The organism is Pasteurella oralis, from assembly GCF_042681465.1.
GTDB lineage: Bacteria > Pseudomonadota > Gammaproteobacteria > Enterobacterales > Pasteurellaceae > Pasteurella > Pasteurella oralis.
Window position 1 is genome coordinate 96,935 of sequence record NZ_JBHUFP010000005.1, and the last position, 14,747, is coordinate 111,681.

A 14,747-nucleotide genomic window follows, 5' to 3' on the forward strand; every position below is an offset into this window, starting at 1 on the left:
ACTAGTCGTAATGAATACAAAAAGAATTAAAACAGGAAAACCTTATCCTTTAGGATGTACAGCTCAAATAGAAGATGGTGTTAGTGGTCATAATTTTTCACTATTTTCGAGTGAGGCGAGTGCGGTAGAGCTATGTTTGTTTGATCAAGAAGGCAACGAAAGCAAATTTCAACTTACTCAAAAAACGGGGGATGTTTGGCATATTTGGTTAAGTGATGTGCCTTTAGGTACAGAATATGGTTATCGAATTTCGGGGAAAACAGACCGCACTTTAGCGAATCCAAATAAGTTAATGTTGGATCCTTATGCTAAAGTCGTTGTGGGTAAACCTGATTTAAGCAGTGCAGAGAAACGCGCTTGGTTTGATTTATCTGATTCACGCGATAATGCACATGTTGCACCTAAGGCGGTGATAATTGAAGACGATTTTGATTGGGAAAACGATCAATTATTACAAACTCCTTGGGCTAAGACAGTAATTTATGAATTGAATGTGAAAGGATTTACGCAGTTAAGAGAGGATTTGCCTGCACAGATTCGTGGTAGCTATGCTGCACTAGCACACCCAAATATGATTGCCTATTTGCAAGAATTAGGGGTCACTGCAATAGAATTGTTGCCAGTGAATTATCAGCTTGACGAAGTCCATTTGCAGGAAAAAGGATTGCATAATTATTGGGGATATAGCCCATTAGCAATGTTTGCGGTAGAGCCTAAATATTGGTCAAAACAAGCGGGTTCAAGCCCACTAACAGAGTTTAAGGCGATGGTGAAAGTGTTACACCAAGCAGGCATTGAGGTGATTTTAGATGTGGTTTTTAATCATAGCGTAGAATCAGAGCAGCATTTTCCGACTTTTAGTCAACGTGGTATTGATGATAAAGCTTACCATTGGCACGATGAGCAAGGGTATTATTGCAACTGGACGGGGTGTGGCAATACGATGAATTTATCCCATCCAATGACACGTCGCTGGGTGGTTGATTGTTTGCGCTATTGGGTAGAAGAGTGCCATGTTGATGGTTTTCGCTTTGATTTAGGCGCGGTATTAGGACGTGAAAATCAAGGTGGTTTCAATCCGCAAGCACAATTATTTGCCGATATTATTGCTGTACCCAGTTTACAACAATGTAAATTGATTTCAGAGCCTTGGGATATTGGTGATTTTGGTTATCAAGTTGGTAATTTCCCTGATTATTTTGCTGAATGGAATGATCGTTTTCGTGATGATATGACGCGTTTTTGGTTGTGGAAAAGTGGTGAAAATGGTGCCTTTGCTGAACGGTTGGCTGGATCGAGTGATATTTTTAAACGTGGTGAACGTAAACCCCATTGCTCGGTGAATTATATTACTGCACATGATGGTTTCACGTTACGTGATTTAGTGAGTTATAACCAAAAGCATAATTGGGCAAATGGCGAAGAAAACCGTGATGGTCGGAATGAAAATTATAGCTATAACCATGGTGTTGAAGGCATAGAAAATGTGCCAAGTGCAGTAGAAAATGCACGTATGTTAAGTACTATAAGTTTGTTGATGAGCCTTCTGTTATCAAATGGTACACCTATGTTATTAGCAGGAGATGAATTTGGTAATTCGCAATTTGGCAATAACAATGCTTATTGTCAAGACAATGAAATAACATGGCTAAAATGGCAATCTTTTAACCAGAGATTATTTGATTTAACTAAGCAAACGATTGCAATTCGAAAGCAAATTGCGAGTTTATACAATGATCTATGGTGGAGTCCAGATAATGTGCAATGGCTTAATGTAATGGGTAAACCAAAAAGCATTGATGATTGGCATAATCGAGAAATTAAAGCATTACAAGTGTTATTGGATAATCGTTGGTTATTCTTGATTAATAGTAAAGCAGAATTACAAACTTTTTTATTACCAGAAGGTGATTGGGAAGTTGTATATCATGCAGCAGGCACAACCATGCAGGATAATTTGGTTGAGGTGGGGGATATCGCTTTTTGTGTGTTGCAAAAATAAGTCGTCAGTAGAAATTGAAACAATAAATAAGGGTGGTTGATATTAGGTTGTGCAACATTGCCCATATAATAATGGAGGTCATTATGAATAGTAGTATTGCTAAATTACCTAATAAATATGAGCTAGTGAAAGAAACGCTCGTATTAATTCTTGCGGGCGGTCGTGGTTCACGCCTTTATGAATTAACTGACAAACGAGCGAAACCCGCACTATATTTTGGCGGAAATCGCCGAATTATTGATTTTGCTTTATCAAACTGCTTAAACTCGGGTCTAAACCGCATTGGAGTAGTGACACAATATGCGGCGCATTCTTTATTACGTCACTTACAAAATGGTTGGTCATTCTTACCTGCAGAACGTGGGGAATTTATTGATATGTTACCTGCTCGCCAGCAGATTGATGATTCGACTTGGTATCGTGGAACTGCAGATGCGGTTTATCAAAACATGGCGATTATTCGTGATCATTATTGTCCTAAATATGTGTTAATTTTGGCTGGTGATCATATTTATAAACAAGATTATAGCCAAATGCTATTAGATCATATTAATAGTGGTGCTAAATGTACGGTTGGTTGTATTGAAGTTGAACGTGAAAAAGCAACGGAATTTGGGGTGATGGCAGTGAATGAAAACCTCAAAGTGAAATCCTTCGTTGAAAAACCAAAAGATCCACCTGCTATGGTTGGTAAGACAAATACCTCGCTTGCTTCAATGGGAATTTATGTGTTTGATGCGGATTATTTATATGATGTGTTAGAACGTGAAGTGACCTCACCTTATACCTCACATGACTTTGGTAAAGATATTTTACCGAAAGCGTTAGAAGAAGGGGTCTTGTATGCACATCCATTTAGCCGTTCTTGTATGGGACGTAACACGGAAGGTGAAATTTACTGGCGTGATGTTGGAACATTAGATAGTTTTTGGCAATCGAATATTGATTTGGTGTGTGAAAATCCGCAGTTGGATATTTATGATCAAACTTGGCCAATTCGCGGTAATCCCGTGCAAACTTATCCCTCAAAATTCTTCTATAAGAAAGAAAATGCACGTCCAGTGGATAATTCATTAATTTCAGGTGGTTGTGTAATCACTGATGCGTCTATTAGTTATTCTGTTCTTTTTGATCGCATTAAAATTAATGAAGGTTCAGAAATCGATCATTGTGTTGTTTTACCACAAGTAACAATTGGTAAAAATTGTAAGTTAAAACGTTGTATTATTGACCGTCATTCAGTAATTCCTGATGGCATGGAAATCGGGGTTAATCTTGACTTAGATCGTCAACGTTTTAGAGTCAGTTCAGGCGGTGTGGTGCTGGTAACACCATCGATGCTTAAAAAGTTAAATGGTGAAAAAGTCGTTTCAGAGGCTCACTTAGATTAAAGTGCGGTCCGTTTTTTGAACGTTTTAGCCATTCAAACTGTAAGTTGAATGAAACGTAGGGCGAGCCTATGTGTTCGCCCTTTTATATTGAGATAAATCATTCAACTTAACTAGCAATATTTATACATATTTGACACTTTAAGGGTAACAAAATGAAAGTACTACATGCTTGCTCGGAATTATATCCTTTGCTGAAAACGGGTGGGTTAGCTGATGTGATGGGAGCATTGCCTTTTGCACAAAAAGAGATTGGTATTGATGCACGTATTGTCTTACCAGCTTATCCTGCGATTATGGCAGGAATTCCTTATACTGTCGTCGTCAGTGAATTTGATAACTTTGCTGGCCATATCGTTTTGCGTTATGGTGAATATAAAGGTGTTGGTGTCTATTTAATTGATGCACCACATTTATATCAGCGTGAAGGTAATCCATATCATGACCAATGGTATAACGATTATGCTGATAATTATAAACGTTTTGCCTTATTAGGTTGGGTTGCTGCCGAGTTGGCAACAGGGCTAGACAATTGGTGGCGTGCTGAAGTTGTACATGCTCATGATTGGCATGCGGGTTTAAGTAGCGCGTATTTATTTAATAAAGGACGTCCAGCTAAATCTGTTTTTACAATTCATAACCTCGCTTATCAAGGGCAGTTTGCTTATCATCATTTGTTTGAAATTGGTTTGCCTGCCAGCATGTTCCATGTAGAAGGGCTTGAGTTGTATGGGCAAATTTCTTATTTAAAAGCAGGATTATATTATTCTGATGCCGTTACCGCCGTAAGTCCAACCTATGCGCAAGAAATTACTACACCTGAATTCTCCTATGGCTTACAAGGTTTATTAAATACCTTAGCTCAACAAGGTCGTTTAGTGGGGATTTTAAATGGTGTTGATGAACAAATTTGGCACCCAAATAACGATAGTTATATTGAGCATCACTATAAATTAAAAGCCATGATGGGCAAACGTAAAAATAAAGAAGCATTACAAGCTTATTTCAATTTGCCACAAAATCCAGACGCTTTATTATTTGTGATGGTGACGCGTTTAACTGAGCAAAAGGGCGTGGACTTATTAATTGAAAGTGCTGATGAGATTGTCAAACAAGGCGGTCAATTAGCATTACTTGGTTCGGGTTCACCACACTTAGAAGCGGGTATTAAGTCTTTAGCTGAACGCTATCCGCAACATATTGCGGTTAAAATTGGTTACGATGAAGCATTATCACATTTAATGGTTGCTGGTGGTGATGTGATTTTAGTACCAAGCCGTTTTGAACCTTGTGGTTTAACTCAATTATATGGCTTGAAATATGGGACATTACCGTTAGTTCGTGCAACTGGTGGATTGGCGGATACAGTAGTCAATAGCTCAGCCGAAAATATTAAAGCACGTCTTGCAACTGGCTTTGTATTTGAACAAGCAAGTGGCGATGCATTACGTCAGGCATTAGCCAATGCCTTTGTATTATGGCAGAAACAGCGTTTGTGGTTTAGCGTGAGAACTGTAGCGATGGAACAAGACTTTAGCTGGCAAATTTCAGCTTCAGGGTATAAAAATTTATATGAGCGTATTTTATCCGCTTATTAAGAATAAATTTGTTTTACCTGAGATTTTTATTTATTGATGTTTTTTTATTAAAAAAATTGTTGCATTTTTGTTCAAAAGTGACTAAATTGCACCGTTTTTTAAAATAATTTAGGAGTATAACACAACTATGATCATGGATAACTTCGACTCGCCATTTTTATATAATCGTCCTGAGATTACCGTAGAGTCTTTGAAAAAAACCATTGTATCGAAACTTATCTTTTTAATCGGTCGTTCACCAAAAGAAGCCAGTCAACGTGATTGGTTGAACGCAACTTTATATGCGGTGCGTGATTTTGTGACTGAAGGGTGGATTACAACTGCACGCCAAGCGAGAAGTGAAGAAACGCGCCGAGTTTATTATTTATCAATGGAATTCTTAATTGGTCGTACCTTGTCTAATGCCATGCTGGCAGAAGGCGTGTACGATATTGCGAAACAAGCATTATCTGAACTCAATGTGAACCTTGAGGATGTATTAGAGAAAGAAGTCGATCCGGGGTTGGGTAATGGTGGATTAGGGCGTTTAGCTGCCTGTTTTATGGATTCTATCGCCACATTAGCGTTACCAGGTGTCGGTTATGGAATTCGTTATGAATATGGTATGTTCAAACAAGAAATCGAAGATGGTCATCAAGTGGAAAAACCAGATGCTTGGTTGGATAAGGGCGCGCCATGGGAATTTATTCGTCCTTCAAAACGCCATACGATTCGTTTCGGTGGTGGTATCCACTTTGAAGGTAAAAAATGTATTTGGACCAGCAAAGAAGAAGTTGTGGCGTTAGCTTATGACCAAATGATCCCAGGTTATGCGAATGACTCGGCAGCAACATTGCGTTTATGGGGCGCTTATGCAGGAGATCGTTTTGATTTAGCGGATTTTAACAAAGGTGACTATTTTGCGGCGGTACAAGATCGTACGTTAAGTAAAAATATTACTCGTGTTCTGTATCCAGATGATTCTACTTGGAGTGGTCGTGAATTACGTTTGCGTCAAGAATATTTCCTCGTTTCTGCATCATTACAAGATATTATTTATCGTCATAAACGTATCCATAATACGATGGAAAATTTTGCTGATAAAGTGGCTATCCACTTAAATGATACTCACCCTGCATTAGCTATTCCTGAGCTAATGGTGATTTTAATTGATGAAGAAGGGTATGAATGGAAGAAAGCATGGGATATCACGCGCCGAGTATTCTCTTATACCTGCCATACCTTAATGTCAGAAGCGCTAGAAACATGGCCTGTAGAAATGATGGCGCACATTTTACCGCGTCATTTACAAATGATTTTTGAAATTAACGATTACTTCCTTGAATACGTGCGTACCTATGTAACAACTGATGCTGATTTCATTCGTCGTGTGTCATTGATTGAAGAAGGGGATCATCGTAAAGTCCGTATGGGTTGGTTATCTGTGGTTGGTTCAAACAAGGTCAATGGTGTAGCAGCTATTCACTCTGATTTGATGGTCACTTCAACTTTTGCCGATTTTGCTCGCATTTATCCAGAACGCTTTACTAATGTAACAAATGGTATCACGCCTCGCCGTTGGATTGGTGTCGCGAATCCAGAATTGTCAGTATTGTTTGATAAATATATTGGTAAAGCGTGGCGTCGTGATCTTAGCCAATTAACTTTGTTAAAAGAGAAAATACAAGATCCTGAATTGAAAAAATCAGTCGCGCAAATTAAGTACAATAACAAAGTAAAATTAGCAAATTACATTAAAAATGAATTAGGCATTGAGGTCAGTGCAGATGCATTATTTGATGTTCAAGTAAAACGTATTCACGAATATAAACGTCAAATTTTAAATGTACTGCATATCATTGCACGTTATAACGCAATGATTGCTAACCCAGAAAAAGATTGGGTACCACGTGTGTTTATTCTTGCTGGTAAAGCCGCATCAGCTTATTACGCTGCCAAACAAACGATTAATTTGATTAATGATGTAGCGAATGTGATTAACAATGATGAACGCTTAAAAGGTCGTTTAAAAGTTGTTTTTATCCCTAATTATAGCGTGAGTTTAGCTGAGTTGATTATTCCAGCTGCGGATATTTCAGAACAAATTTCATTAGCGGGTACAGAAGCTTCAGGCACGAGTAACATGAAGTTTGCTCTTAATGGCGCGTTAACAATAGGTACCTTAGACGGTGCCAATGTTGAGATCTTAGATAATGTTGGTGCAGAACATATCTTTATCTTTGGTAATACAGTTGAACAAGTGGAAGCGTTACGTCGTCAAGGTTATCGCCCATTTGATTATTATCAGCGTGATGAAGAACTACGTCATGTTGTTGATCAAATTATTGCAGGTCATTTTTCACTAACAGATTCAAGCCGCTATCATCAATTACTACAGTCATTGCAGTATCATGATTATTATCAAGCATTTGCTGATTTCCGTAGTTATGTTGATATGCAACAACAAGTTGATGTGAAATATCAAGATCAAAATGCATGGATTGACAGTACATTACAAAATATTGTCAACATGAGTTACTTCTCTTCTGACCGTACTATTCTAGAATACGCAGAGAAAATCTGGAAAATTGAACCTATCAAATAAAGTTTAGTTTTTCCTCATTCAAATCAAAGTGCGGTTGAAATTTTTAAAATTTTGACCGCACTTTTTATTAGTAAAGCAGTGTTAAATGTGATATGAGTACAATCTGAACGCACTCATTCTATTGTGATAGACGTACTTCTTTTAGCCAACGTTCAATAATCCGTTTTGCTTCTTGACTAGAACCAAAGCGTTCAAAATCCAGATCAAATAAATTAAGCGTTGATAGTAAAATAGTATTTGCTGGTAATTCAGCATGTTTGTTGGCTGGAATTTGATAAGGAGCTTGCTGTATCCAATTTACCTCCTGTCCTTCTTTACTTAATACCCAATCGACGAATAATTTTGCGTTATCCAAGTTTCTGGCGCCTTTTATGATACTTAAACCACCTAAAGCATAGCTATCACCCTCGCAAACAGGTATTGTTTTGATTGGAGCTCCTTTCGCTTTTTCTTGTTCAAAGGTATGTAAAAAACCAATACTGACTGCTGTATCACCACGTGACAGATTTTGTGTTACGAGTCCAGTTTTGACATATTGTGAAATATTTTTATCTAATTTTTTTAAGAATTGAAAGGCGTTTTCTTCACCCCATAATTGAATTAAAGTCGCAATAAAACTATAAGCGGTGCCTGAACTTTGTGGGTCAGGTAGTTGTACTTCATCTTTAAGACGAGGATCGAGTAAATCTTGCCAGCATTTAGGTTCTTCGATACCTAATTTGTGCAGCTTTTCAGTATTAATGCCTAATCCTAAAATTAACATATAGCCAAAAGAAGTATAATCACCATATTTTTCAATGATATGTTGAAATTGTGGGCGTATTTCTGCTTGTTTAGGAGAACGGTAAGCTTCGAGTAAACCAAGAGTTCGAGCTTGTAAATGAGGCTCTAAAGTACCACCATACCATACATCTGCCTGAGGGTTATCTTTTTCGGCTTTAATTTTACCCAATGTGACTCCTGTACTGCTACGAACAAATTTTGTGTTAATTTGGTATTTGTCTGAAAAGCGTTTTACCATTTCTTCACAAGCACTATTCTGTAATGTACAGTAGAGCGTTAGATTACCTTTGGCATGTAAATAGGGAAGGGATAAAAATAGAGAAGTAAAGCAAATTGCTTTGCTGATCAAGGGACTACATTTTTTCATCATCTATTCCATTAGTTGTAAAACTGAACTATGTTTTGAACCTTACTTTTTTCAAAAAGCAAGGCATAATAACAAATTATCCTCCCAGATTCGACGAAAAATCGTCAGAATTTTACAAAGAATAGTAAGTATGGCTGTGAATTAGCATAAGCTAACAACAAATAAAAAGAGCAGTTTTTAGCTGCTCTTTATTGTTTTACTGCATATTAGGCGAAGTATTAACCTGTATTACGCATACCTGCAGCCACTCCCGTAATTGTGATCATTAATGCTTGTTCAACATCTGGGTTTGAATCATCAGGGCTAGCGCGTAAACGACGTAATAGCTCTACTTGTAATAGATTTAATGGATCAGTATAGACATTACGTAAGGCAATAGATTCAGCAATCCAAGGTAAATCAGACATTAGTTGATCTTCATGTGATAATGAAAGGACTGTTTGAATGTCTTGAACGAGTTGTTGACGTAATGCTTCACCAAGATACCAAAGCTCTGGTTTGACAAGATGCTGATCATAGTGTTCGGAAAGCCAAGTATCAGTTTTACTAAATACCATTTCTAACATACCTATCCGAGTCGAGAAAAATGGCCATGTTTTGCACATTTCTTCGATTAAATCACCATTCCCATTTTCAATTGCTTGGCGTAGTGCCGCACCTGCGCCTAACCAGGCTGGTAGCATTAAGCGATTTTGCATCCAAGCAAAAATCCATGGAATAGCACGTAGGCTTTCTACACCGCCATTAGGGTTGCGTTTTGCAGGACGAGAACCTAGTGGCAATTTAGACAGTTCTTGCTCTGGTGTTGCAGCACGGAAATAAGGAACAAAATCTTTTTCGCCTCGAACAATATTACGATAAATTTGGCATGATGAAACAGATAATTCATCCATTAACGCCCGCCATTGTCCCTTAGGTTCAGGTGGCGGTAGTAAGTTGGCCTCCAAAATTGCACTAGCATATAAATCAAGACTACCGATTGCGACAGCTGGTAGACCTAATTTGAAGCGGATCATTTCGCCTTGTTCAGTTACACGTAAGCCATTTTTGAGTGAACGCGGTGGTTGAGACAAAAGTGCGGCATGCGCAGGCGCACCGCCACGTCCGATTGTACCACCACGTCCATGGAATAATGTCAGCTCAATATTAAGATTTTCACAAAGATTCACTAAGGCTTCTTGCGAACGATATTGCGCCCAAGATGCAGCCATCATTCCTGCATCTTTCGCTGAATCAGAATAACCAATCATTACCATTTGTTTGTTATTAATGACACCGCGATACCAACCAATATTAAAGAGTTCTCTCATCACTTGTTCAGAGGCATCTAAATCCGCTAATGTTTCAAACAATGGTACAACAGGTAAATGGTAACGGACACCTGATTCTTTCAACAATAAATGGACAGCTAATACATCGGAAGCTGTTTTTGCCATTGAAATAATGTAACAAGAAATTACGCCTTTGGGTTGTTCTGCAATAACTTTACAGGTATCCAAAATTTCCTGTGTTTCTACTGAAGGTTGCCAATCACGTGGTAATAATGGACGGCGAGAACTTAATTCACGAATAAGAAAAGCCTGCTTGTCACTTTCACTCCATTGCGAATAATCACCTAAACCAATGTAACGTGTTATTTCAGCGACGGCATCAGTATGGCGCGTACTTTCTTGGCGAATATCTAATCGTGACAATGTCACACCAAAGCAGCGAATACGGCGTAGGCAATCAAGTAATAAGCCATTAGCGATAATACGCATACCACAAGCTTGTAAAGATTGGTAGCAATCATATAGCGGTTCCCATAATTGTGTGTCGTGCGTGATAATTTCATTTGCTGATGCGCGGGGCGGGCGACTGGCTAATAAATCATCATAATAAGCAAGTGTCATAGTTAATTTAGAACGTAACTCTTTTACAACGGTACGATAAGGTTCTAAATGATTACCATATTTAATTCGAAATTCATCGGTACATTTAACGACAGAAAGTTCATCTGCTAACGCTTGAATATCAGTAAGAAATAGGCTTGCTGCTTTCCAACGCGCTAATTGTAATACTTGGCGTGTTACAGCTGCTGTAACAAATGGATTACCATCGCGATCACCTCCCATCCATGAAGAGAAACGAATAGGATTCAACTCTACTGGAATGTTAAATCCAAAAAATTCGACCGCACTTGTGTTGAGTTGACGTAAAAACTCAGGAACTGCCTGCCACAAACTGTTTTCAATAACCGCAAACCCCCATTTGGCTTCTTCAAATGGGGTAGGGCGCTGCGTACGAATTTCATTGGTATGCCATGCTTGAGCGATAAGTTGCAATAGGCGGCGTTCAATGGTTTTACGTTCTTCTTCTGTTAAATCACTATGCTCCAATTTACTTAAACACTTATTAATTTCTACATGCTTATGCACTAATGAGCGGCGTGTAACTTCAGTTGGATGTGCAGTTAATACCAACTCAATTAAGAGTTTTTCAACCGTTGCCATGATTTTTTCTTGTGATATATTTTGCGCTTTTAAACGTTTGAAAAGTGCAGCAATAGAGCGATCTGATGCAACTTGATCATGGTGTTGACGTGAAACAGTTTGATATTGTTCAGCAATATTGGTGAGATTAAGAAATTGGCTAAAAGCACGTGCAACGGGAATGATATTATCATTTGAAATAGTTGCTAATGTTGCGAGTAATTCTTGGCGAGCTTTATCGTTTCCATTACGTGAATTACGTGATAAAACACGAATATTTTCAATTAGCTCAAGAATATCACTTCCTTGTGCGTCGCTGATTGTTTCACCAAGAAAACGTCCAAGCATACTGATATTATTACGCATAGTGGAGTACTGCTGAATCATAAATGACCTCTTTGAATAATTTTAAATGTCAATAAATGAAAAAAGACCTTAACTGGAGTAGATATAAACAAAAATGTGTTAAAAGATCAATGATAATTAATTCATAAAATGAAAAAATTAGGATTCGGCAAATAAGATTGGATTTATTTAATTTAATTGCTTTTTTATTAAATAATATTTAATAAATAGAGGAAATAATTAAAATCCTCACTTGTGGGCTAAATGAGGATTATTCAATTTTAGAGTAGTGATTTTACGGATTTACGTATGACTAATTCTGGATGCATTTCAATGATTTCACGCTGTTCTGATTTCTCATTAATTCGCTCAAATAATAAAGTCACTGCTCTTGCACCTAAACGTGATTTTGATTGGTGAATTGTAGTTAGAGGAGGAGAATAAAAACGCGAAGCGTGGATATTATCATAACCAATAATTGAAATATCTTCAGGTACAGCTAAGCCTTTTTCACCAATCGCCGAAATTGCGCCAAGTGCCATCACATCATTACAACAAAAGACGGCAGTAGGTAATTGAGGTTGCGCTAGAATTTTATTCATGCATTCATACCCATCTTCAGGTTCAAAGAAGCCTTCCATCACCCAATCTGGATTGATGGTTAAATTGGCTTCTGTCATTGCTTTAATAAAACCCTCATAGCGAGTTTTAGCGGTTGTTTTGGTCAGCTCCCCAGCAATAATCCCAATTTTGCTATGCCCTTGTTCAATCAGATGTTTTGTCGCGATATAACCACCTTCAAAGCTATGATCTTGAATAATATCAGTATGTTCATTATTCGGACCCCAATCCATCACAACCATAGGTAAAGAAGTGAAATTCGCCAATAAATCAAGTGAGTCTTGCGTATATTCTGCACACATCACTAAAATGCCATCGACACGTTTTTTGATCAGCATTTCAAGATGGTTTTTGATTTTTTCGACATTATTTTGTGTATTACATAAGAAGAGGGAATAACTTTGGCGGTAGCAATGTTCTTCTACAGCGTGGATAATTTCAGCAAAATAAGGCGCTTCGCTGCTAGTGACAATCATCCCAATAGATTTAGTAGTATTGACTTTTAGGCTGCGTGCAACGGCACTTGGTGAGTAATTTAATTTTTGAATAGCTTGTAAAACTAGTTTTTCCGTTTCTGCTGCAACAAAGCGAGTTTTATTGATAACATGCGAGACTGTTGTTGTTGAAACGCCAGCCATTTTTGCGACATCTTTAATTGTTGCCATAATTCTATTTCTCCATACAAATTCTATTTATTATAAGGATTGAAACTGAATTGGTTAAGCACTTGATTGAAAATATTTGTAAACGGTCACATTTTTAATTTTTAATCGCTGATTAGACTTCTATTTTAAGTACGTTTATTGTTAGAATAGCACCCAATTTGATGGATAGTGTAATTAATAAGTCGAGGTTAAAATGGGTGAGTTTGGTTATGCAATGATGACAGTTGCTTTATCGTTGGGAATGATCGTTGTGCTTGCAACATCAATTTTCTAAATAATATTGGATAAATTTCAAAAAAGCTGAGAATGATAAAATCATCTCAGCTTTTTTATTTTAGGATATCCTGTAATGCCTCTTTCAGTTTGGGATATTGAAAAATAAACCCTTCAGCTTGCAGCTTTGCAGGGACAACTTTTTGGCTATCAAGCAATAATTGTGCGCGTTCGCCAAGGAGGACATTAAGTATAAATGCAGGTACAGTGGCAAAATGAGGACGTGTAAGCAGTTTGCCCAAAGTACTATTGAATTCGCTATTGCGTATAGGGTGAGGCGCAACTAAATTAAAAGCACCAGCACATGTCATATTGTTAAGTAGAAAAGTAATACCCGCTATCATATCTTTTAGTGCAATCCAGCCCCAATATTGTTTGCCATTTCCTAATCGTCCGCCTAATCCTAGACGATAAATGGGTAACATTTTAGCTAAAGCTCCGCCTGTTTGTGCTAGTACAATCCCTGTGCGCAATAAACAGACACGCGTTTTGGCTTTTAATGCTTCTGCCTCCCATTGTTGGCAAAGGTAGCTTGGAAATCGTGTAGATGGCTCTGTTTGTTCGGTAATGATATGCTCTGCTTTATCGCCGTAATAACCTGTCGCAGAACCTGAAATAAAAGTATGGGGTGGTGCTGTACTGTTATTAATTAAAGTCACTAATTGACGTGTTAAATGGACGCGACTTTCTAATAAACGGCATTTTTGCTCAATTGTCCAACGGCGTGTAAAAATAGGTTCTCCTGCTAAATTAATTACCGCATCAAATTGATTTAAATCGCTATATTGTGTTAGTGAGGAAATAAGTTGTACTGTTGAGGGTAATTGGTCACGTGCCTTGTCTGGTGAACGAACTAATGCCGCAATTTGATGATGTTGTGCTAATAAATGAGAAACTAATGTTGAGCCAATTAATCCAGTTGCGCCAGTGATTAAAATTTGCATATTAATTTCCCATGTCAGTTTGTTTTCATCAAATGGATGTTTCAAATAATGCGCGAATGTTACCTATAAGATTGTCAATATTCGCAGCTAATGTTGGCGTGACAAAAATTGTGTCATCTCCTGCAATCGTACCAAGAATACCATCTGCTTTGCCAATTGAATCTAATAGACGTGCAATAAGTTGTGCAGCGCCAGGAGTGGTTTTGATGACGACAACAAAGTGATTGTGATCGATATCTAGTACCAGATTTTTCAGAGGGCTTTTGGTATTTGGCACGCTCAATTCGTTTGGTAAACAATACACCATTTCCATTCGAGTATTTCGTGTACGAACGGCACCGAATTTAGTCAACATTCGTGACACTTTAGATTGATTAATTTGGGTAAAACCAAGATCTTGTAATGCTTGCACGATTTCACTTTGGGAACCAAAGCGTTCTTGTGCTAACAAATCTTTAAAAGCATTTAATAAGTTATCTTGCTTTTCGTTATTCATGATCACTTTCCTTTTTCAATTCAATGCACTGATCTTGCATAAGTTTGCATAAATATGCAAATGAATTCCATGATATTGCCTTGTTTTTAGACAAAGTGCGGTCGGTTTTTACTGAAAATTTGAGTTAGATCGCACTATTGAATTTATCTGTTTGAATTTATATTAGGTTCATTCTAAAATCTTACGCATTTAGTTTATTAACCCATAAGG

9 protein-coding genes are annotated in these 14,747 nt (G+C 37.6%); 4 read left to right on the plus strand and 5 right to left on the minus strand.

The annotated features are described in order from the left end of the window. The first annotated feature begins 10 nt into the window (after positions 1–10). From glgX to ACFSAV_RS04565, 4 genes are all read left to right on the plus strand, one after another. The gene (glgX, locus tag ACFSAV_RS04550) at positions 11–2,002 is read left to right on the plus strand and encodes a glycogen debranching protein GlgX (RefSeq protein ID WP_379096730.1); all 1,992 of its coding nucleotides are present in this window, start codon (positions 11–13) and stop codon (positions 2,000–2,002) included. A gap of 83 nt (positions 2,003–2,085) precedes the next feature. Beyond that, positions 2,086–3,393, plus strand: a complete 1,308-nt coding sequence (gene glgC, locus ACFSAV_RS04555) for a glucose-1-phosphate adenylyltransferase (protein WP_379096733.1) — start codon at positions 2,086–2,088, stop codon at positions 3,391–3,393. Between the two features lie 152 nt (positions 3,394–3,545). After that, entirely contained in the window at positions 3,546–4,988 is a 1,443-nt protein-coding gene (gene glgA, locus ACFSAV_RS04560; protein WP_379096736.1) for a glycogen synthase GlgA, read from the plus strand. 127 nt (positions 4,989–5,115) lie between these two features. Beyond that, the gene (locus ACFSAV_RS04565; RefSeq protein WP_379096739.1) at positions 5,116–7,572 is read left to right on the plus strand and encodes a glycogen/starch/alpha-glucan phosphorylase; all 2,457 of its coding nucleotides are present in this window, start codon (positions 5,116–5,118) and stop codon (positions 7,570–7,572) included. A gap of 118 nt (positions 7,573–7,690) precedes the next feature. Here ACFSAV_RS04565 and ACFSAV_RS04570 read toward each other — a convergent pair whose 3' ends face one another. The 5 genes from ACFSAV_RS04570 to argR all read right to left on the minus strand — a co-directional run bounded on the left by ACFSAV_RS04570 (position 7,691) and on the right by argR (position 14,537). Then, complete coding sequence (locus tag ACFSAV_RS04570; protein ID WP_379096742.1) at positions 7,691–8,722, minus strand: ABC transporter substrate-binding protein; 1,032 nt, start codon at positions 8,720–8,722, stop codon at positions 7,691–7,693. Between the two features lie 218 nt (positions 8,723–8,940). Then, the gene (gene ppc / locus ACFSAV_RS04575; protein ID WP_379096745.1) at positions 8,941–11,580 is read right to left on the minus strand and encodes a phosphoenolpyruvate carboxylase; all 2,640 of its coding nucleotides are present in this window, start codon (positions 11,578–11,580) and stop codon (positions 8,941–8,943) included. Between the two features lie 239 nt (positions 11,581–11,819). Beyond that, positions 11,820–12,824, minus strand: coding sequence for an HTH-type transcriptional repressor PurR (purR, locus tag ACFSAV_RS04580; protein ID WP_379096748.1), 1,005 nt, complete (start codon positions 12,822–12,824; stop codon positions 11,820–11,822). Positions 12,825–13,153: 329 nt separating this feature from the next. Beyond that, on the minus strand, positions 13,154–14,041 hold the full coding sequence (locus ACFSAV_RS04585) for a TIGR01777 family oxidoreductase (RefSeq protein ID WP_379096751.1): 888 nt from the start codon (positions 14,039–14,041) through the stop codon (positions 13,154–13,156). Between the two features lie 28 nt (positions 14,042–14,069). Then, positions 14,070–14,537 carry a transcriptional regulator ArgR gene (gene argR, locus ACFSAV_RS04590; protein WP_379096754.1) on the minus strand — a complete coding sequence of 156 codons (468 nt, stop codon included), beginning with the start codon at positions 14,535–14,537 and terminating at the stop codon, positions 14,070–14,072. Between the last annotated feature and the right edge of the window lie 210 nt (positions 14,538–14,747).

Coding starts and splice junctions, on each gene's coding strand:
- glgX (WP_379096730.1), top strand. CDS start 11: ATGAATACAAAAAGAATTAAAACAGGAAAACCTTATCCTTTAGGATGT.
- glgC (WP_379096733.1), top strand. CDS start 2,086: ATGAATAGTAGTATTGCTAAATTACCTAATAAATATGAGCTAGTGAAA.
- glgA (WP_379096736.1), top strand. CDS start 3,546: ATGAAAGTACTACATGCTTGCTCGGAATTATATCCTTTGCTGAAAACG.
- ACFSAV_RS04565 (WP_379096739.1), top strand. CDS start 5,116: ATGATCATGGATAACTTCGACTCGCCATTTTTATATAATCGTCCTGAG.
- ACFSAV_RS04570 (WP_379096742.1), bottom strand. CDS start 8,722: ATGAAAAAATGTAGTCCCTTGATCAGCAAAGCAATTTGCTTTACTTCT.
- ppc (WP_379096745.1), bottom strand. CDS start 11,580: ATGATTCAGCAGTACTCCACTATGCGTAATAATATCAGTATGCTTGGA.
- purR (WP_379096748.1), bottom strand. CDS start 12,824: ATGGCAACAATTAAAGATGTCGCAAAAATGGCTGGCGTTTCAACAACA.
- ACFSAV_RS04585 (WP_379096751.1), bottom strand. CDS start 14,041: ATGCAAATTTTAATCACTGGCGCAACTGGATTAATTGGCTCAACATTA.
- argR (WP_379096754.1), bottom strand. CDS start 14,537: ATGAATAACGAAAAGCAAGATAACTTATTAAATGCTTTTAAAGATTTG.